Below are 19,669 nucleotides of genomic sequence, written 5' to 3'. Positions count from 1 at the left end.
CCGGGAGGGTTGCGGCCGCCCGGATTACGAAGTCCGGCTCAAGTTGAGCCAAGCGGCGGTGCCGTAGCCGTAGGGTGGGCAAAGCGAAGCGTGCCCACCATGCTTGCCGCGATCGCCGAGGGATGGTGGGCACGGCGCGACGCGCCTTTGCCCACCCTACGAGGTCAGCGCAAGATCACCGCAAGATCTGGCTCAAGAACAGCTTCGTCCGCGCGTGCTGGGGAGCGGCGAAGAACTCGTTCGGCGTGTTGGCCTCGATGATCTGGCCGGCATCCATGAACACGACGCGGTTGGCGACCTCGCGGGCGAAGCCCATTTCGTGAGTGACGACCAGCATGGTCATGCCCTCCTCGGCGAGGTCGACCATGGTGTCGAGCACTTCCTTGACCATTTCGGGGTCGAGCGCCGAGGTCGGCTCGTCGAACAGCATCACCTTGGGGTTCATCGTCAGCGCGCGTGCGATCGCGACGCGCTGCTGCTGGCCGCCGGACATCTGTCCAGGAAACTTGTTGGCCTGGTGCGGGATCTTGACCCGCTCCAGGAATTTCATCGCGTTGACCTCGGCGTCCCTCTTCGGGATGTTGCGCACCCAGATCGGCGCCAGCGTGCAGTTCTCCAGCACGGTCAGATGCGGGAACAGGTTGAAGCTCTGGAACACCATGCCGACCTCGCGGCGGACCGCATCAACGTGCTTCAGGTTCGGCCCGAGCTCGATGCCGTCGACGACGATCTCGCCCTCCTGGAATTCCTCGAGCGCGTTGATGCAGCGGATCAACGTCGACTTGCCCGAGCCTGAGGGGCCGCAGATCACGATGCGCTCGCCCTTCTTGACCTCGAGGTCGATGTCGCGCAGCACGTGGAACTCGCCGTACCATTTGTTGAGGCCGGAAATCTTGACGATGGGGTCGGACATGATGACCTCGATCAGTTGCGACGGTGGGCGTTGAGGCGATGCTCGACGAAGAGCGAGTAGCGCGACATTCCAAAGCAGAAGATGAAGTAGATAATCCCGGCGAACGCAAAGCCGGTGAACGCGGTCGACGGCGTCGACCATTTCGGATCCGAGAACGACGCCCGGAGCGAGCCCAGCAGGTCGAACAGCGCCACGATCGAGACCAGCGACGTGTCCTTGAACAGCGAGATGAAGCTGTTGACGAGGTTCGGAATGACGTGGCGCAGCGCCTGCGGCAGCACGATCAGCGAGGTCGTCTTCCACCAGGACAGGCCCAGAGCGGCCGCCGCTTCGCCCTGCCCGCGCGGGATCGCGGCCAACCCGCCGCGGACGTTCTCGGCCTGATAGGCGCCCGTGAACAGCGAAATGCCGATCAGCGCGCGCACCAGACCGTCGACCGTGAAATTGCCCGGCAGGAACAAAGGCAGCATGTAGGTTGCGAAGAACAGCACGGTGATCAGCGGCACGCCGCGCCAGAACTCGATGAAGGCGATCGAGAAGATCCGGATCAGCGGAATGGTCGAGCGGCGGCCGAGCGCCAGCGCGATGCCGATCGGCAGCGAGGTGACGATGCCGGTCACGGAGACCACCAGCGTCACCAGAAGCCCGCCCCACAGATTTGTGCCCACGATCGGCAGGCCGCCGTGATCGAGCCCCATCAGCTTGATCACGACCGCGATGCCGATAAAGGTGGCGATGCTGGATGTCAGCGCCCGGCTGCCGGTGCGAATGCCGCCGCCGAGAACGAAGGCGATCAGGGAGACGATCGCCGCCGTGATGGCGAAATCGGCCCAGACCTGCTGGCCCGTTCCCTGGAGCTGGTCACGGAGCCAGGTCAGCGGAAAGATCAGCCAGTAGATCGCGCTGCCAACCAGCACGATGAGATTGCCGGCCAGCCAGAAGAGCGGTGCGATGGCCGAGGTCTTGGCGAGACTGAGCAGAGCCTGCCCAGCGCCGATGATGCTGTCGTCGAACAGTTGCAGCAGGCCGGCCGTCCAGCTCAGGCCGAACCCGGTAATGCCGCCGCCGTGCAGCAGAAAGAACGCCACCACGGGAAAGGCGAAGAAGAACAGACCGGCGTTCAGTCCCTTCGCCGGCAGGCGCGGAATGAGCAGCGGCAGAAGCAGAGCCGCCGCCAGGATCAGCGAAAGGTTGACCCGCCAGCGCTCGGCCTCGGGATAGAAGCCGTAGATCAATTGCGGCAGCTTGGCCTGGATGAAGGGCCAGCAGGCGCCGACCGTAAAGCCGGCATTCTCGGTCAGGCACGCCGTGCGATCCTTGCCGCTCCAGACCGCATCGACCATCAGGAACCTGACGGAGGGAATGATGGTGAACCAGAGCAGCAACGCGCCCACGATCGTGAGCAAAATGTTGGTCGGCGAATTGAACAGGCGGGTCCGCACGAGGCCAATGAAGCCCGTGGTCTTCACCGGCGCAGGCCGCTCAGTGAGCAGGTCCTGGCGGACGTAGGCGGACGAGATGATGTCGCTCATGCGCCCAGGCTCCGGCTGACGCGCCAACCGTAGACGCTCATGACGGCGCTCGTGAGCAGCGAGATCAGGAGGTAGACGCCCATCGTCATGGCAATGATCTCGATCGCCTGCCCGGTTTGGCTCAGCGACGTGCCGGCGAACACCGACACCAGGTCAGGATAGCCGATCGCGACCGCGAGCGAGGAATTCTTGGTGAGGTTGAGGTACTGGTTGGTCAGCGGTGGCACGATGACGCGCATCGCCTGCGGCACGACGATCAGGCGGAGCGTGGTGCCGCGGCTCAGGCCGAGCGAGGATCCCGCTTCCATCTGACCGGAGTGGACGGACAGGATGCCGGCGCGCACGATCTCGGCGATGAAGGCCGCGGTATAGGTCGACAGCGCCAGCGTCAGCGCCACGAATTCCGGGATGACTCTTGAGCCGCCGGCAAAATTGAACCCCTTGAGCTGCGGCAGCTCGAAGGTGAAGGGCAGGCCGAACACCAGCACGGCCGCGAGCGGCAGCCCGAACAGCAGGCCCAGCACATAGGGCCAGATCCGGATCATCTGACCGCGCTGAAATAGCGCCCGCCGCGCATAGAAGCGCAAAACCAGCGAAGCGACGATGCCGAGGACCAGCATCGCCAGGAATGGCTCGAAGCCGCCCTCACCGATCGGGCGCGGAATGACGAGCCCACGGTTGCTGATGAAGGCGATGCCCAGCAGCGAAATGCTCTGCCGCGGATTGGGCAAGGCCGCGAGAACCGCCAGGTACCAGAACAGGATCTGGAACAGCACCGGCAGATTTCGGCAGATCTCGACATAGATCTCGCCGACGCGCGACAACAGCCAGTTGGGCGACAGCCGGCACAGCGCGACGATGAAGCCGATCACGGTGGCGAAGAAGATGCCCACCACCGAGACCACGAGCGTGTTCAAAAGCCCGACCACGAACACGCGCAGGAATGTGTCCGAGCCGGTGTAGGAGATCAGGGTCTGGTTGACGTCGAAGCCGGCATTGTTCCGGAGGAAGCCGAAGCCGGCGGCAATGTGCTGGTTTTCGAGGTTCGTCCGGGCGTTGGAAACGATCTCATAGCCAATCCAGCCCAGGATCGCCGCGAAGGCAAACTGGACGGCGACGCCGTTCCAGCCTGCCTTGCCGCCCAGAACACGCCTGATCTTCAGCGCGATCTGGGCCGGCGGTTTTCGAGCCTCGGTGCTCATCGCCGCGGATCAGGCGGGATCAGCGGATCGGCGGCGCGTACTGAAGACCGCCCTTATTCCAGAGATTGTTGAGGCCACGGCTGATGCCGAGCGGCGAACCGGCGCCGACGTTGCGATCGAACACCTCGCCGTAATTGCCGGTGGCCTTCACGATCCGCACCACCCAGTCCTTGGTCAGGCCGAGCTGTTCGCCGAAATTGCCGTCGCTGCCGAGCACGCGCTTCAGCTCCGGATTTTCCAGTTTCGCCTTCTCATCGACGTTCTTCGAGGTCACGCCGAGCTCTTCCGTGGTGACCAGGGCGAACAGAGTCCATTTCACGATGTCGAACCACTGGTCGTCGCCGTGACGCACCATCGGCCCGAGCGGCTCCTTCGAGATGATTTCGGGGAGCACCATATGGTCGTTGGGATTGGCAAGCTTGAGGCGGTTGGCGTACAGGCCCGACTGGTCGGTGGTGAAGACGTCGCAGCGCCCGGCTTCATAGGCCTTGACGGTCTCGTCGTTGGTGCCGAACGCGATCACCTCGTACTTCATGTTGTTGGCCTTGAAGTAGTCGGCGAGGTTCTGCTCGGTGGTGGTGCCGGTCTGGACGCAGACCGAGGCGCTGTTGAGCTCGAGCGCCGAATTCACCTTGAGCGACTTCTTCACCATGAAGCCCTGCCCGTCATAATAGGTCACGCCGGTGAAGTTGGCGCCGAGCGAGGTGTCGCGCGAGATGGTCCAGGTGGTGTTGCGCGAGAGCACGTCGATTTCGCCGGATTGCAGCGCCGTGAAACGATCCTTGGCGGACAACGGCACGTACTTGACCTTGGTCGCATCGTTGAAGATCGCGCCTGCGATCGCGCGGCAGAGGTCGACGTCGAGCCCGGTCCAGTTGCCCTTGTCGTCGGGCGAGGAGAAGCCGGGCAGGCCTTGGCTGACGCCGCAGGACAGCATGCCCCGGTCCTTGATGGTCTTGAGCGTTTGCGCATCGGCGGCCTGGGCGGAGAGGCCGGCGGCGACAGCGAGAGTGAGAGCCAGAGTTACGCGTTTCATGGGCTGAAGGCCTTTCAAAGTCGTCTCAAGGTCAGGAATGGCGTCTTTGGGATCGTCTCCGCCAGGGCTAGCCGCATCAAGACTAGCCTTGCAAGAGTCATGCTGGAAAACCTTGCCGAACACTCGCCCATCCCGGGAGGCCATACCTTAATCCCCCGCCGCAGGCGCCCGCCGTTATGGCTGTGACGCAAGGTCCGGTCAGACGATGGATCGAAGGTCGCGGCAGCCCCTCAACATGCGGCGACTGAATAGCACCCGCGCATCTCAGAACGACTGGCGAGCCGGGTCAAGGGGTTGACGGGACTCTTCTGTGTTCTGTTATTAACGGCAGCGGCCTTCGGCCGGCCCGCGGGCGCGGCGCGCCCGGTGGAAACGCGGTTTTGAAAGCAGACGCATGGATTCCTCGCACCCCTCCCAACAGCACGCCGAAACCCGGCTGGTGACCTCCGGCCGCGACACCAAGGCGCAGAAGGGGTTCGTCAATCCGCCGGTGTTTCACGGTTCAACCGTGCTCTATCCGACCGCCGAGGACCTGCACGCCCATCGCGGCGAGTTCCAGTACGGCCGCCACGGCACCCCCACCACCAGGGCGTTCCAGGAGACGCTGATGGCACTGGAGGGGCCGCAATGCGCCGGCGTCGGCATCGTGCCGTCAGGCCTGTCGGCGATCTCCACCACCCTGCTCTCGGTGCTGAAGACCGGCGACCATCTGCTCGTCTGCGACAACGTCTATCGGCCCTCGCGCAATTTCTGCAACGGCATGCTCGCGCGCCTTGGGATCGAGACCACCTATTTCGATCCGCTGATCGGCGCGGGCATCGACAAGCTGTTCAAGCCCAACACCCGCGCGGTGCTGGTGGAAGCGCCGGGCTCGCAGTCGTTCGAGATGCCGGACATCCGCGCCATCGCCGAGGTCGCGCATGCGCGCGATGCGCTCGTCATCGACGACAACACCTGGGCGACGCCGCTCTATCATCGCTCGCTCGACCAGGGCGTCGACATCAGCATGCAGGCCGCCACCAAATATATCGGCGGCCATTCCGACATCATGTTCGGCACCATCTCGGCCAACGCCAAGGCCTGGCCGCAGATCGCCGAAGGCATCCGCCTGCTCGGCGTCTGCGCCGGCCCTGACGACGTCTTCCTCGCGCTACGCGGCCTGCGCACCCTGTCGGTACGATTGGCGCAGCATCATCGCTCGGGGCTCGACATGGCGCGCTGGCTCGCGGCCCGACCCGAGGTCGCGCGCGTGCTGCATCCGGCGCTCGAAACCGATCCCGGCCATGCGATCTGGAAGCGCGATTTCACCGGCGCGTCCGGCCTGTTCAGCATCGTGTTGAAGCCCGCGCCGCAGAAGGCCGTCGACACCATGCTCGACACGCTCAAGCTGTTCGGCATGGGCTTCTCCTGGGGCGGCTTCGAGAGCCTCGTGATTCCCTTCGATTGCGACGCCTATCGCACCGCCACCAAGTGGTCGCCGGGCGGCCCGACCCTGCGACTGCACATCGGCCTCGAAAGCGTCGACGATCTCAAGTCCGATCTCGATCGCGGCTTCGCTGCCCTCAAGGCGGCAATGTGAGCCTGCTCACAAGGCATCGCGCCTCGGGACGCGGCAATCGCGCGCCGCGGGAACGCGCAACCGCCGCAAACGTTAACGCGGATGCGCCAACAAAGGGTTTGAACTGCTGACGTTTGGCGCTAGCCTCACCAATCGACTCCAATCCGGACGCGGAGCATGGGAACGTTGGTTCTGCTCGATCTGATGGGCGGCGTGGCGCTGTTGCTGTGGGGCCTGCACATGGTCCACAGCGGGATTCTGCGCGCCTTCGGCCCGGACCTGCGGCGGCTGCTCGGCAAGGCGCTCGGCAACCGATTCAACGCGTTCGCCGCCGGACTAGGCCTCACCGCGCTGCTCCAGAGCAGCACGGCGACGGCGCTGATCACCAGCTCATTCGCGGCAGAAGGCCTCGTCAGCCTGGCTGCCGCGCTCGCCATCATGCTGGGAGCCAATGTCGGCACGACGCTGATCGTGCAGGTGCTGTCGTTCAACATCGCAGCCGTTGCGCCTGTCCTGTTCGTGCTCGGGCTCGTCGCCTTCCGCTCCGGCCCACGGTCGCGGATCAAGGATATCGGGCGCGTCTTCATCGGCCTCGGCTTGATGCTGCTTTCGCTGCACATCCTGCTCGACACGCTGGCTCCGGCCGAGAACGCGCCGGGTGTTCGCGTCATGATGTCGGCGATCACGGGCGATCCCGTGCTCTGCATCGTTATCGCCGCGCTCGTCACCTGGGCGGTGCATTCGAGCGTCGCCAGCGTGCTGCTGATCATGTCGCTGGCCTATTCGCAGTTCATCACGCCTTACGCAGCCCTCGCGCTGGTGTTGGGGGCCAATCTAGGCAGCGCCATCAATCCCGTGTTCGAGGGCGCCCGGCGCGACGATCCCGCGAGCTACCGCCTGCCGCTTGGCAATCTCGCCAACCGCGTGATCGGGATCGCGCTGGTGCTGCCGTTCCTGAGTGGGATCGCCGAGCACATGCACGCCTGGCAGCCCGATCTCGCCAGGATGACGGCGGCCTTCCACATCGCCTTCAACGTGGGCACCGCCGTCATCTTCATCGGCCTGCTCGACATCATGTCCCGGCTCCTGACCCGGCTGCTGCCCGATCGCGTCCGGGAAGACGATCCGGCCCGGCCGCGCTATCTCGACGATAGCGCGCTGGAGACGCCGTCGCTGGCGCTCGCCGACGCCGCGCGCGAGACCTTGCGCATGGGCGATCTCGTCGAGGTCATGCTGCGCAAGGTGATGGCGGCGATGATGACCGGCGACCGCGTACTGGTCGACCAGGTCACGAAGATGGACAATGTCGTCGACAGCCTCGACGAAGCCATCAAGCTCTATGTGACGAAGCTGATGCGGGGCAGCCTCGACGAGAGCGAGGGGCGGCGCGCGATGGAGATCATCTCCTTCGCCATCAACCTCGAGCATATCGGCGATATCATCGACAAGAGCCTGAGCGAGCTCGCGACCAAAAAAATCAAGCGGCGCTTCCAGTTCTCGGCCGAGGGCGCCGAGGAGCTCGCCGCCTTCCACAAGCGCACGATGGACTCGCTGCGGATCGCCTTCGGCGTCTTCATGTCGGGCGATGCCAACGAAGCGCGCAAGCTGCTGGTGGAGAAGACCACGCTGAAGAATACCGAGCTCGCCGCCGTCGAGCGTCATCTCGACCGCCTGCGCGAGGGCCGCCCCGAGACCATCGAGACCACCTCGCTGCATCTGGACGTGCTGCGCGACCTGCGCCGCATCCACTCGCATATCTGCTCGGTCGCCTATCCGGTGCTCGATGCCGCCGGCGAGCCATATCGCAGGAGTGAGGCGGATACCGCCCTGCCCACCTCCGGCGCGGCGTCGGCGTTACCGCGCTAGCGGCGCGTCTCAGCGTTCCAGCGTCCTCGAGGCGCGGCCGCGGTTCTTGATGATCAGCATGATGTTGCGGATGTAGATGATGGTCGCGAGCGCCTGTCCGAGAATGATGACGGGCTCGCGCTTCACGACGCCGTAGACCAGCGTCATCAGGCCGCCGCCCATCGAGCAGAACCAGAACGCCATCGGCACCACGCTGTTGCCGGCGCGCTCACTCGCGATCCACTGCACCAGGAAGCGCGCGGTGAAGAACAGCTGCGCGACGAGGCCGAACGCCAGCCAGAAGTCGAACTTGGCGACGAAGACGTCGTAGAGATAGTTATTCAACGCCTGACCGTATTGGATGATCATGCCTTTACCTCAGTCACATCTGGTGTCGGCTTCTTGCGGCGGATCAGCCACCACACGCCGACGAGATCCATGATGCCGATCCACAGCCGGTCGAAGAAACCATAGTTTGACACGCCGGAACGGCGCGGCCGGTCGATCACGTCGACATAGGCGATCTCGTAGCCCTCTCGGCGCACCAGCGCCGGCAGGAAGCGATGCAGCCCGTCGAAATAGGGCATCATCAGGAACACGTCGCGCCGGAACGCCTTCAGGCCGCAACCGGTATCGCGCGTTCCGTCCTTCAGGATCGCATTGCGGACGCCGTTCGCCACGCGCGACTGGAATTTCTTGAATCCGGTATCCTTGCGTCCGACACGCTGACCGGCCGCGAGACCGACGCGTCCCGCCCCCTTCTCGACCGCCGCGATCAGGTCCGGCAGGAAGGCGGGATTGTTCTGCCCGTCGCCGTCGAGCGTCGCCACGATCGCGCCGCGCGCTGCGCGCACGCCGCTGCGCACTGCTGCTGACTGGCCGCCTGATCTGGCATGGCGAAGCTGCCGGAGATTGTCCCGCTGCTGCATGATCGCGCCGAGCCGTTCGCCGGTCGCGTCCGTCGAGCCGTCATTGACGTAGATGATTTCATAGGCCCAGCGGCCGTCGAGCGCCGCGCCGATCTCCTCGATCAGCGGCGCGATGTTGTCGGCTTCGTTGCGCACGGGAACGACGATGGAAACCGAAGGCTGGGACGACGACAAATCGAAAGCTCGTGGTTGGAATTGGCCTGCCCCGGGGAACCGGCGGTCCCGGCAGGCAGCCGCTTTTATGGGGCGGATGCCCCGTGGGCAACCCTTTTGAGGCGGCCCGAGACCGCCCCTGCAAGAGGCACAATGGTGCCGTCGGCGCGGATGGCAAAGCCGAGCCTCCGGGCCGCGAACCAGTAGCGCACTGCCATGGCGCCGACCATGCCGACCAGAGCGCCGGCGACGACGTCGCTCGGATGATGCGCGAGCAGCACCAGCCGGGTCAGCAGGATCACGATTGCGTAAGTGAACATGAACACGCGCAGGCGCGGCCACAGCGCCGAGACCGCAAACGCCAGCGCAAACGCCGTGACCGCATGACCCGACGGCAGGCTGGCATAAGCCCCCGTTCCCTCGAACGGGATGAAGTTGAACGGATCGGCCTTGCCGCTCACGAACGGACGTCCGCGACCGATGAGATATTTCAGGATCTCGGCAACGAACACGGACAGGGCGACAGACAGAAACATGAACTGCAGCCGCGTACCGAGGCCGAGCAGCAACCCACGACGGGTGCCGTGCAATCCCGCTGCAACGAGCGCCAGGAGCACCAGCGTCCCCCCGAGCACCGAGAGCACATACTCGTCCTTGCCGAAATCGGTGAGGATGCGGATCGGCCACAGGCTCGGCGTGCCACGCACCGGCATCAGCTGGATCTCGGTCTGATCGAACGCGAGCATCAGCACGATAATCAAGGCCGCACCGGCCGCGCTGAGCCAAAGCGAATGCCGCGCCAGCTTTCGCGCGGCTTCGGCGCGGCATGAATGCGAAGGCGTACGGACGAGCTGCGCCAGGGCACGGCCCGACACCGCGAGCAATTGCGCGGGATAGCCCGGGCGCGGCGTGATGTCGGCTGGCGCCGGCATCTACTCAGTGCCTTCCGAGCGGAAGATCGAGATCGAGATCGCGCGCCCTTGCGAGAAATTATAGCCGTCGATGCGCGTACCGACCTTGTAGCGCAGCCCGATCGCCTCGGCCCGCTGCACGAAGCTGCGCTCCGAGCGCTGCTCGATCAGCGCGAAGCGACAGCTCCCCTGGCGCAGGAAATCCGCCGCGCCCGAGCCGTCTGTGAGCAGCGTCTGCGTGCCCGTCAGGAACACGAGGCTCGGCTCGTGATAACCGGCGGCGGCTGCCTTCGGCCCGATGCAGGTGACGTTGCGAAGCGCGCGTGCGATCTCGATGCTCGGAAACAGCGGGGTCAGCGACGGCAGCACGATGCCGTAGACCACGACCGCGAGCATCAGCGCTGCGACCAGTGCGTTGAGCAGCGACCGCTCGGCGCGATTGGTGTCGAACAGCCACCAGGCGAACAGACCGAAAATGAGCGAGGCCGCAATGAACGGCCAGGCCACGAACGCCGGTTGCCGCGTCAGCATGACCGCGCCGACGACGGCGATGATCGAGGCGGCAGCGGGAATCGCGAACCACCAGGCCGAGCCGCGCGCGAGCCACGAGCGCGACAGCACGTTGCGTTCCAGCGCACCGACGGTGAGGATCGCGATCGCCGGATACAGCGGCAGCACGTAATGCGGCAGCTTGGTCAGCACCGCCTCAAACACGATCCAGGACGGGATCAGCCAGGCCAGCAGGAACTGCGCGCCGGGCTCGCGCCGGGCCCGCCACACCGCCGGCGCCGCCATCGCCGCAAGCGGCGCGCCCGGCCAGAATGTGATCCAGAACAGTGCCAGGTACAGTCCGGGCGGCGCGCCATGGGATTCCTGGGCGCCGATTTTACTCAGCATGTCGCCGCCGACGGAATCGGCGAAGAAGGCATCGCCCGCGCGCCAGAAGATCGCGACGAACCAGGGCAGCACCAGCACCAGCATCCACATCAGGCCCCAGAGCGGACGCAGCTTCCACAGCCACGAGGCATCGCGGTCCTGGATCGCGAGCGCGACGATGGTGAGGCCTGCGAACATCAGGATCAGCGGACCCTTGATCAGGATGCCGACCGCGAGCGCGGTCCAGAAGATCGCGGGCCAGCTCCACGGCGGATGGGTCTCATCCTCGGCGCGCTGCCACGACAGATAGGCGCGCGACATCGCGCCCATCGCGGCGGTCACGCAGAACAGCAGCATCGCGTCGGTCTTCGCCAGCCGTGCTTCGACGCCGAGCAGCACGGAGGCACACATCAGGAGCGCGGCAAGCACAGCGGCGCGCCGCGTGACGAAGCCGAGCGCGGCCCAATAGGTCATCAGCACGGCGCCGATGGCGCCGATCAGCGACGGCAGCCGGTACACCCAGATCCGCAATTCGGCCTTCGGCAGCTTGAGCGCTGATGCGGCTTCAACTGCGGCCGATTGCAACCAGTAGATGCCGACCGGCTTCTTGTAGCGGACGTCTTCCTGAAAACGGATGTCGACATAATCGCCGCTCTCGACCATCTGCTTGGTCGCTTGCGCAAAGCGCGCCTCGTCGCGGTCAACAGGCGGAATCGTGAAGAAGCCCGGCAGGAACAGCAGCAGCGCACACAGCAGCAGGAAGCCGACCGCGCGGGCGTGACTGGCCGTGGCGTAGTCCAGCATAAGCACGAGCCGGCTGCCCGGATTCACGGGCGCTTTCGGCTCGCGGGGTGCTCCAAAACGGGGGCTGGGATAGGTCTCGGCCATTGGTTCCGCTTACGCTGAAACCGTCATTCGGACAACCGGTTAAGGCGGGGTCATTGAATTCGAATGACAACTGTGTCCGCGGCGCCAGTGGCGTCGATCACGGTGAGCCGCGCAAAGCCCGGACCGGGCGGATCGATCAGGCGCTGGCGGCGCCCGTCGATCTCGCCGAGTGATGTTCCATTAACCATGATGGTCATGGGAAGGACGCCGCCAGCGACCTTCACCGGCATGGCTGCACTCCCCTCGCCGCCGGAACGGTCGACATCGATCCGCGAGCCGTTCAGCGGGAACTGGATGTGCAGCGCCTGCTCGCTGCCGGTCCGCACCAGGTCCCCGACCGGGCGGAACCGCTTCAGCGGCAATGGCAACTTGGCGTTGCTGGCGACCAGGGTTCCCTTCGGCGGCTTCGGCAACGGGGCCAGCGTCTTGCCGGTGCGGGCGAAGGCATCGAACAGGATCGGGGCTGCGGCCACGCGGCCGATCAGGCCGGGAACCGGCGCGCCGTCGGGCCGGCCGACCCAGACGCCGATGGTCATGCGGCCGTCGAAGCCGACCGACCAGGCGTCGCGATAGCCGTAGGAGGTGCCGGTCTTGAACGCGATGCGGTTATGGGCGGCATTTTCGGGCGGAGGCGTGCCCAGGAGCACGTTGCCGACCTGCCAGGCTGCGACCTGGTCCAGCAGCCGCAGCGGTTCCTGATCGTCCCGACCGGTCATGAGGTCGCGCAACGGCATGGTGGTGCCGAGCCGGGCGAAGCCCGTATAGAGCTGGGTGAGGTCCTGCAGTGTCACACCGACGCCGCCGAGTCCCATCGCGAGCCCCGGCGCCTCGTCCCTGGGCAGAACCAGATTGCCGCCGGCCTGTCGCAGCCGCGACGACAGCCGGCTCGCGCCGACGCGGTCGAGCAGCACGATCGCCGGCACGTTCAGCGACAATTGCAGCGCCTTCTTCACCGGCACCGTGCCCTGAAACGTCATGTCGAAATTTTCCGGCGCGTAGGAGCCGAAGCGGACGGGCCGGTCGTCGATCAAGCTGTCGGGGTGGACGAAGCCGTCCTCGAAGGCGAGCCCGTAGATGAAGGGTTTTAGCGTCGACCCCGGCGAACGGACGGCGCGGGTCATGTCGACCTGCCCCGCCCGGCTCTCGTCGAAATAATCGGCCGAACCGACGCGAGCGAGCACGTCGCCGCTCTCATTGTCGACCACGATGATGCCGACCGAGATATTGGGCCCGAGCGCAATGGCGCGGTCACGCGCCAGCGGTTCCAGCACCTTCTGCAGATTGGCGTCGAGCGTCAGCTTGATGACCGGCGTATCCTTGATCGTCGAAAGCGCCGTGTCGGAGGCATGCGGCGCGAGGATCGGCATCGGCTTGCGCAGTTTTGGCACGAGCACGGCCTTGGCCTGCTTCGCGTCCTCAAGGCTGACCACATGTTCCTCGACCATGCGGTCCAGCACGCGGTCGCGGGCTTTACGTGCGGCCTCGGGATAGCGATCGAGCCGGCGCGTCTCCGGCGATTGCGGCAGCGCCACCAGCAGCGCGGCCTCGGCCAGCGAGAGCCGCTTCGGTTCCTTGCCGAGATAGGCGATCGAGGCTGAGCGGATGCCTTCGAGATTGCCGCCGTAGGGCGCCAGCGCGAGATAGAGGTCGAGGATCTCGGCCTTGCTCATGCTGCGCTCGATCTCGATCGCCCGCACGATTTGCCGCAGCTTTGCATAGAGCGAGCGTTGCCGCCGCGGCTCCATCAGCCGCGCCAGCTGCATCGAGATGGTCGAGCCGCCCGAGACGATGTGGCCGCGCGTGGTGAGCTGTAGTGCGGCGCGCCCGAGAGCGAGTGGGTCGAGACCGTTATGCGCGTAGAAGCGCTGGTCCTCATAGGCGAGCAACAGCTTCAGATAGGTCGGATCGACGTTGGCCCTGGCATCGACCGGCAGCCGCCAGCGGCCGTCGGCCATGGCATAAGCGCGCAGCAGTTTTCCGTTGCGATCGACGACCGTGGTGGAGACCTGGCGCGCCTCGTCGAGCGGGAGCGGGCCGAGCGCGTAGACCCAGGCGACGAAGCCGATGATGGTGAGGATGAAGGCGAAGGCGGCAGCCGAGAGGACACGATGACCCCAGCTCCGCACTCCGTCATGGCCGGGCTTGTCCCGGCCATCCACGTTCTTTTCTTCGGCACGAAAGTCCGTGGATGCCCGGGACAAGCCCGGGCATGACGACTGAGTATGAGGCGTCACCTCGCTCATCACTTCGCCGCCCGCACCTCGACGTTACCCGTCCCGGTCCGGCCGTAGCGCGAGGGATTGTACATGTCCTCGACATAGGCCTGCGGCAGCACGTATTTGCCGGGCGAGATCGCGCGCACGACGTAGGCGACGGTGAAGACCGACTTGGAGTCCGAGGCGCGATCGACCGCCGCCGTGAAGCGGTCGTCACGGAACTCGGTATCTTCAGGCTCCTCGCCGTCCTCGATCCAGTCCAGCGTGCCGCTGTCGCCCGACGACACCAACTTCGGATTGTCGATCTCGAGGCCCGCGGGCAGATAGTCGGACACCATGATGTGGCCGTACTCGGGCTTCGCTTCGGTGATCTTCAGCACCACGGCGAAACGCTGGTTCTGCTTGACCTTGCTGATGTCGGCGGGCTTGCCGTCAAGCGTGAAATAATTGCGCTCGATCTTGAAGCCGTTCGATGCAGCCGGCTCCGGCGTGACCGGCGAGCCCGACACCGAGACCACCGCCTGGACCGGCGCATCGCCGGTGTTGGTGATCTTCAGCGGCTTGCCCTCCAGCGTCACGGCCTTGTAGCTGCGGTACAGCGCGGTCTTGACCGGCTGGCCGTCAACTTCCATCGACAGGTTTTCCTTGGCCAGCGCCCGCGCCGCCAGCACCAGCCACGCATTCTCCTGCGTGGAGGTGTAGGGCGTCAGGCCGCGCGCGGTCTCGACCCGCGACACCGCCTGCGTCAGCGTCGCCTTCGGCGCGTTGCCCTCGCTGGCGAGCGAGACCAGCGCTGCGGCATCGCGAAGCTGCGAGCCGTAGTCGGTGCGGCCGAACTCCAGCACCGGCTTCGGCGCGAGGCTGTCGAGCGCGGCGCCGTAGACGCGTTCCGCGCGGTTGCGGTCGCCGACCAGCGCGAGCGCGGCCGCAAGCTGCGACTTCGCGATCGGGGTCGCGAGGTTGGAGAGCTTGGTGTCGGCGAGGTAGCGCAGATCGCCGATCGGAGCCGCGCCGTTACGCGCGAGCACGTAGAGTCCGTAGGCGAGATCGCGCCCCCCGTCCTTCTCCGGCTCGTTACCGTTCACGACCGAGTTGCGGATACGGTCGAGCGCGTTCTTGAACAGTACGTCCGGCACCGCAAAGCCCTTTTCGCGGGCGCGGGTCAGGAAGTCCGTCACGTAGGCGTCGAGCCAGGCGTCGTCGCCTCCGGCCGACCACAGGCCGAACGAGCCGTTGGAGCCCTGGCGCGCCAGCAGCCGCTCGATCGCATCGCGGATGCGCTGGTCGACCTCGGTGTCCATGGCCAGATGCGCGCCGGCGGCGAGCTCGTTGACATAGAGCAACGGCAAGGCACGGCTCGTGATCTGTTCGGAGCAGCCATAGGGGTAGCGGTCGAGCGCCTTGAGGATCGTTGCGGCGTCGAGCGCCGTCGACAGGCTGGCCGAAACCGAGACGCTGCCGGTGCCCGGGACGAGATCGGAGAACATGTCCGAAGTCAGCGTCAGGCTTTCACCCTTCGCCAGCGTCCGGATCGAACGCCGCGCCAGCACCTGCGTCGCCGCCTTGACGTCGAGCGCATAGTGACGCGCCAGAGCAAGGCCGTTCGGTCCCTTGATGTCCACGTCGAGCGTCGCCTGCCCTGCTGCCGTCGCGTCGATTGCGAGCGTAAACGCGTTGCGCTGCTTGGCGGCGAGCTTGACCGTGGTTGCGGGATTGCCGGTCATCTTCACCGGGCCGCCGGTCTTCACGTTGATGACGTAGTCGCCGGCCTGGCCCTCGACATTGTCGATCTCGAGGTTGACCGTGCCGTGGTCGCCATTGAGCAGGAAGCGCGGCAAGGTCGTGGTCAGCACCACGGGATCGCGGATCACGACATCCGTGTTGGCACGGCCGAGCTTGGTCGCGGTCCACGCCACCGCCATCACGCGCGCGGTGCCGGCGAACTCGGGGATGTCGAAGCTCACTTCGGCGGTGCCGTCGGCGGCGACCGTGACGATGCCCGAGTAGAGCGCGAGCGGCTTTTGCGCGGGCGGAGAGCCCTGCAATTCGCCGGCGCCGGCATCGCCGCCGGACTTGATCTGTCCGCGCGTGCCCGACATGCCGTCGATCAGTTGCCCATAGAGATCGCGGATTTCCGCGCTCAGGCGGCGCTGGCCGAGATAATAATCGTCCGGCGCCGGCGGCTTGTAATTGGTCAGGTTGAGGATGCCGACATCGACCGCGGCGATGACTATTTTGGCGTCCTCGCCCGGATTGAGGCCGTCGAGCTTGACCGGGATCTTCAACGTCGCATTCGGCCGGACCAGTGCCGGCGGCGTCAGCTTCACCTGGAGCGTGCGGGTCTGCTTGTCGATGCCGAACCATTTCAGGCCGATCGCCCGGCCCGGCATGCGTTGCGCAGCCGCATCGAGCGGCCGGCGCAGCGTCGCCACCACATAGGCGCCGGTGCCCCAGTCCTTGCCGACCGGCAGCCTCACCTGCGCGGTACCTTCCTTGACGTCGATGGTCTGCGTCGTCAGCAGGCGGTCGCCGAGCACATTGACGGTGAGCTTGCCGGCGCTGCGGACGTTCACCGATACCGTCATGGTGTCGCCGGAGGCATATTGCGGCTTGTCGATCGAGGTCTCCAGCAGGTCCGGCGTATCGGCGCTGCCGTCGGAATACCAACCGACGTCGAACTGCACCGAGGTCACCGGACCGTCGGCGTCGTTCGACTTCACATCGAGCCGGTAGCGGCCGGGCTGCGGGCTCAGCGAAATCCGCGACGGCTTGTCGGCAGCGATCGTCACGTCGCCGTCGGAAACGCGCGACGTCGATTTGACCGGCTCGTACTCCCAGTAATTGTTCTGGCGATACCACTGGTAGCGCGACTCCATCTTCAGGAGCTCGTAGCGCAGGCCGTCGCGGCGCAGCCTCTCGCCTTCGGGCGAGACGAACACGACATCGAACTCCGCCTTGTCGCCCTCGGCGACGTTCTTGTCGCCGAACAGCGGCTTGATGCCGATCATGGCGTTGGCGGGCGCGACCGGCAGCACGATCTTGCGCTCGACGGCGCGGCCGCCGGTCTCGACCATGCGAACGAAGATCTGCGCTTCCTGCGAGCGCGTCGAGGCGGGCTGCTTGTCCAGCGTCACCGGGAAGGTGGCAACGCCATTGGCGTCGGCTTCCGGCAAATTCTCCAACGGCGTGCGCTCGTTCGAGGTGGTCTCCTCGTCGGCGACGCCGAACTGGTAGCCGGCAAAGCCCGGGCGTTCGCTCGCGGGCGCGACCAGCATGTCGCCTTCGAGCTGGAGGCCCGAAGCCGGCGCGCCATAGAGGAAATGGCCGTCGGCCTTGAGCTCCACCGGAGCGTTAGCTTTGATCAGCTTGTCCTTGGCGGACAAGTCGAATTCGATCCGGTCAGGGACGTAGTCCTCGACCATGAAGGTGGTTTCGCCGACCGACGAGCCCTTCGGATCGGTGAAGGCACGCACCCGCCAGGTCCCGGTCGGGACGGCCGAATTGAGCGGCACGGACAGCGTACGGCCGCCGGCGCCCTGGTCGGCCAGCACGGCGCGGCGGAATTCGACGCCGTCGGGGCGCTCGATCACCAGCGTCAGCGGCCCGCCGGCAACGGCATTGCCCTGCCCGTCGCGCAAGAGCGCGGTGAGATAGACGGTCTCGCTGGAGCGATAGACGCCGCGCTCGGCGTAGACGAAGGCATCGGCGCCCGATGGCACCGCCCGGCCCGAAACGCCGCGGTCGGACAGGTCGAAAGCCGAGGTCTTCAGGCTCAGGAAGGCGTAGTCGGCCTTCTCGCCGGTGACCGTCAGCATCGCCGGCGACAGGCCGCCCTCGCCGCGCGCGAGCCCCGCCTCGAACAGCACATGGCCGCCGTCGTCGGTCTTGCGGGTCGCCAGGATCTCGTTGTTGCGGGCGACCAGCCGGACTTCGGCCTTGCCGACCGGGTCGGTCGAGGCCAGTGAATTGACGAAGACGTGGATGCCGTCATTGCCGGAATAGGCGGTGACCCCGAGGTCGGAGACGATGAACCATTGCGTCGCGAGCTGGTAATCGTCGTCCGAGCCCGGCCCCTTGGCCGCGGCGGTCATCACGTAGACGCCGGGCTGGAGCTCGCCGAGCGCCTGGTCGACCGGGAACGCGGTGGTGACGTCCTGGTTCAGCGTCATCGCGGTCGCAAGCTCGCCGGTCCAGACCTTGACGCCGCGCTCGCCGCCGAGATCGGCGAGCTGGTAGCGCGACAGCGTCTTCTGGAAATCGCTGTCGACCACCGTGTTGATCAGGTTGCGGTCGCCGATCCGGAAGACGTTGACGTTGACGGCGGGCGTGTTGACGCTGACCACGGGAATGCCGCGCTGGCCGGTCCGCGGCAGCACATAGGCGCGGCTGGTGAAGCGCACGAACGGCTTGCGGTCGCGCACATAGACGTTGAACTCGGCCGATTTCGGCAGGCCCTCCTTCACGGTGGACGGCAAGCCGGCGCGCAGATTGATGTTGTAGCGCTCGCCGTGCTTCAGCCCGTCGACGCAGAGCTGCTTGCCTTCGGCCGACAGCGCCGGCTTGTCCTGGCCTGCCAGCGCGAGGTACGGCGCGAAATCGGTGCGCTTGGCCAGCTCCTCCGAGAACTGGAAGCAGGCGCGCGGGCTCGCCGAATCCGAGTCCACGGTATAGTCGAGCAGCCGGAAGCCGTGCTCGTCGCGCATCTTCTCGTATTGGCCGCGGACGTCGGCGACCTCGCGCATGTCGAGCGACAGCCGCAGCGCGTCCAGCGCCGGCCGCCACAGCTTGCGTTCGGCCAGCGACTTGCCGAGCACGGCGAGCGCATCCGCCTCCTCGCCCGGATTGCCGGCGCGCTGGTAGGCGATGTAGGCGGCGGTCGAGGCCCGCTCCAGCAGGAACGTCTGCTCGCTCGAGCTTTTCGGCGAGATCTGGAAGATCACCTTGGCGAGCCGCAGCCAGTTGCCGGTATCCTCCGGCGTGGTCGCGGCGATCTGGCCGAGCACCGACAGCCCGGTGCGGAAATCATTGCGCCGGAAGGCGGCGTCGGCGTCGGTGCGCAGCGTCGCGCTGGTCTTGGCGACCGGCCCCGCCTCGCTCTTGATCTGGGCCTCCAGCTTGATCGCGGAATCGGCGAGGTCGTCGCGCTTGAACGCCTTGTCGGCGGCCAGCGCTGCGCTAAGGCCGAGCGCCAGCGTGGCGCAGAGTGTGACGGCGCGAACAAGACCGATCATAGTGGACTCCCGGAAATCGCGGCGAACGCCGCGTGAGCATGAAATGCGCGGAAAGGTGACCGACTCAAGGCGATGGAACCAAAGGTGCAAATCGTCGCATTCGCCATGACAAGGCAAGCCCTGAGGAGACCGATCGAGATATCACCGCGCACGCCGTCCTGATGGCGCAGCCATACCTGACCGATCGACCGGCGGCCGTGTCCCGGAAGCTGGCCAGCGTTCCCGGCGATGTAATCCATCGTCCAGTCCGCTGCCGCTCAACCCGGCACCCTGACACCCCACCGTTCCGCTTAGTCGCGGCGTTGAGGAAAACGGTTCGGTTCAGACTTGGCGAAGCTGCGGATTTTTCATATTTGGCGTGATAGAAGACCGGCAAGGT

13 protein-coding genes are annotated in these 19,669 nt (G+C 65.9%); 2 read left to right on the top strand and 11 right to left on the bottom strand.

Annotated features, from left to right (window positions below; translation table 11 throughout):
- Positions 1 to 175: 175 nt before the first annotated feature.
- Genes ABIB95_RS17375 through ABIB95_RS17360 form a run of 4 tightly spaced genes read right to left on the bottom strand, consistent with a single transcriptional unit; the run spans position 176 to position 4,683 of the window.
- Positions 176 to 913 carry an amino acid ABC transporter ATP-binding protein gene (locus tag ABIB95_RS17375; protein WP_063983419.1) on the bottom strand — a complete coding sequence of 246 codons (738 nt, stop codon included), beginning with the start codon at positions 911 to 913 and terminating at the stop codon, positions 176 to 178.
- Positions 914 to 924: 11 nt separating this feature from the next.
- Positions 925 to 2,445: an amino acid ABC transporter permease gene (locus tag ABIB95_RS17370; protein ID WP_354240807.1), complete on the bottom strand. Its 1,521-nt coding sequence runs from the start codon at positions 2,443 to 2,445 to the stop codon at positions 925 to 927.
- Positions 2,442 to 3,647 carry an amino acid ABC transporter permease gene (locus ABIB95_RS17365; RefSeq protein ID WP_247310409.1) on the bottom strand — a complete coding sequence of 402 codons (1,206 nt, stop codon included), beginning with the start codon at positions 3,645 to 3,647 and terminating at the stop codon, positions 2,442 to 2,444. Before ABIB95_RS17365 ends, ABIB95_RS17370 begins: the two co-directional genes overlap by 4 nt.
- A gap of 19 nt (positions 3,648 to 3,666) precedes the next feature.
- Entirely contained in the window at positions 3,667 to 4,683 is a 1,017-nt protein-coding gene (locus tag ABIB95_RS17360) for an amino acid ABC transporter substrate-binding protein (RefSeq protein ID WP_063983422.1), read from the bottom strand.
- A 394-nt stretch (positions 4,684 to 5,077) separates the two neighbouring features.
- On the opposite strand from ABIB95_RS17360, the gene metC reads away from it, so the two are divergent.
- Both metC and ABIB95_RS17350 read left to right on the top strand, forming a co-directional pair.
- Positions 5,078 to 6,262, top strand: a complete 1,185-nt coding sequence (gene metC, locus ABIB95_RS17355; RefSeq protein WP_038957187.1) for a cystathionine beta-lyase — start codon at positions 5,078 to 5,080, stop codon at positions 6,260 to 6,262.
- 156 nt (positions 6,263 to 6,418) lie between these two features.
- On the top strand, positions 6,419 to 8,107 hold the full coding sequence (locus ABIB95_RS17350; RefSeq protein ID WP_354240805.1) for a Na/Pi cotransporter family protein: 1,689 nt from the start codon (positions 6,419 to 6,421) through the stop codon (positions 8,105 to 8,107).
- A 9-nt stretch (positions 8,108 to 8,116) separates the two neighbouring features.
- Here ABIB95_RS17350 and ABIB95_RS17345 read toward each other — a convergent pair whose 3' ends face one another.
- The 7 genes from ABIB95_RS17345 to ABIB95_RS17315 form a co-directional block, all read right to left on the bottom strand.
- Positions 8,117 to 8,455: a lipid-A-disaccharide synthase N-terminal domain-containing protein gene (locus ABIB95_RS17345; protein WP_071914138.1), complete on the bottom strand. Its 339-nt coding sequence runs from the start codon at positions 8,453 to 8,455 to the stop codon at positions 8,117 to 8,119.
- Positions 8,452 to 9,189, bottom strand: a complete 738-nt coding sequence (locus ABIB95_RS17340; RefSeq protein WP_354075493.1) for a glycosyltransferase family 2 protein — start codon at positions 9,187 to 9,189, stop codon at positions 8,452 to 8,454. Before ABIB95_RS17340 ends, ABIB95_RS17345 begins: the two co-directional genes overlap by 4 nt.
- 65 nt (positions 9,190 to 9,254) lie before the next feature.
- Complete coding sequence (locus tag ABIB95_RS17335; RefSeq protein WP_166341537.1) at positions 9,255 to 10,100, bottom strand: phosphatase PAP2 family protein; 846 nt, start codon at positions 10,098 to 10,100, stop codon at positions 9,255 to 9,257.
- Positions 10,101 to 11,843, bottom strand: coding sequence for an ArnT family glycosyltransferase (locus ABIB95_RS17330; protein ID WP_354240802.1), 1,743 nt, complete (start codon positions 11,841 to 11,843; stop codon positions 10,101 to 10,103).
- A gap of 50 nt (positions 11,844 to 11,893) precedes the next feature.
- Positions 11,894 to 14,002, bottom strand: coding sequence for a penicillin-binding protein 1C (gene pbpC, locus ABIB95_RS17325; RefSeq protein ID WP_502917838.1), 2,109 nt, complete (start codon positions 14,000 to 14,002; stop codon positions 11,894 to 11,896).
- 83 nt (positions 14,003 to 14,085) lie between these two features.
- Positions 14,086 to 19,290, bottom strand: a complete 5,205-nt coding sequence (locus ABIB95_RS17320) for an alpha-2-macroglobulin family protein (RefSeq protein ID WP_354240798.1) — start codon at positions 19,288 to 19,290, stop codon at positions 14,086 to 14,088.
- Positions 19,287 to 19,529 (bottom strand): hypothetical protein, encoded by a 243-nt coding sequence (locus ABIB95_RS17315; protein WP_155795229.1) that lies wholly within the window; start codon positions 19,527 to 19,529, stop codon positions 19,287 to 19,289. Before ABIB95_RS17315 ends, ABIB95_RS17320 begins: the two co-directional genes overlap by 4 nt.
- Positions 19,530 to 19,669 lie beyond the last annotated feature (140 nt).

It is taken from the genome of Bradyrhizobium sp. LA2.1 (assembly GCF_040547725.1).
In the GTDB taxonomy this organism is placed as follows: Bacteria; Pseudomonadota; Alphaproteobacteria; order Rhizobiales; family Xanthobacteraceae; genus Bradyrhizobium; species Bradyrhizobium barranii.
The sequence above is the reverse complement of the archived record's forward strand: the minus strand, read 5'-3'. Positions and strand labels throughout refer to the sequence as shown.

Excerpts from the sequence above, each read along its gene's own strand:
- ABIB95_RS17360 (WP_063983422.1), bottom strand. The coding sequence starts at position 4,683 with ATGAAACGCGTAACTCTGGCTCTCACTCTCGCTGTCGCCGCCGGCCTC.
- ABIB95_RS17370 (WP_354240807.1), bottom strand. The coding sequence starts at position 2,445 with ATGAGCGACATCATCTCGTCCGCCTACGTCCGCCAGGACCTGCTCACT.
- ABIB95_RS17330 (WP_354240802.1), bottom strand. The coding sequence starts at position 11,843 with ATGGCCGAGACCTATCCCAGCCCCCGTTTTGGAGCACCCCGCGAGCCG.
- metC (WP_038957187.1), top strand. The coding sequence starts at position 5,078 with ATGGATTCCTCGCACCCCTCCCAACAGCACGCCGAAACCCGGCTGGTG.
- ABIB95_RS17350 (WP_354240805.1), top strand. The coding sequence starts at position 6,419 with ATGGGAACGTTGGTTCTGCTCGATCTGATGGGCGGCGTGGCGCTGTTG.
- ABIB95_RS17375 (WP_063983419.1), bottom strand. The coding sequence starts at position 913 with ATGTCCGACCCCATCGTCAAGATTTCCGGCCTCAACAAATGGTACGGC.
- ABIB95_RS17365 (WP_247310409.1), bottom strand. The coding sequence starts at position 3,647 with ATGAGCACCGAGGCTCGAAAACCGCCGGCCCAGATCGCGCTGAAGATC.
- ABIB95_RS17335 (WP_166341537.1), bottom strand. The coding sequence starts at position 10,100 with ATGCCGGCGCCAGCCGACATCACGCCGCGCCCGGGCTATCCCGCGCAA.
- ABIB95_RS17315 (WP_155795229.1), bottom strand. The coding sequence starts at position 19,529 with ATGGATTACATCGCCGGGAACGCTGGCCAGCTTCCGGGACACGGCCGC.
- ABIB95_RS17320 (WP_354240798.1), bottom strand. The coding sequence starts at position 19,290 with ATGATCGGTCTTGTTCGCGCCGTCACACTCTGCGCCACGCTGGCGCTC.
- ABIB95_RS17345 (WP_071914138.1), bottom strand. The coding sequence starts at position 8,455 with ATGATCATCCAATACGGTCAGGCGTTGAATAACTATCTCTACGACGTC.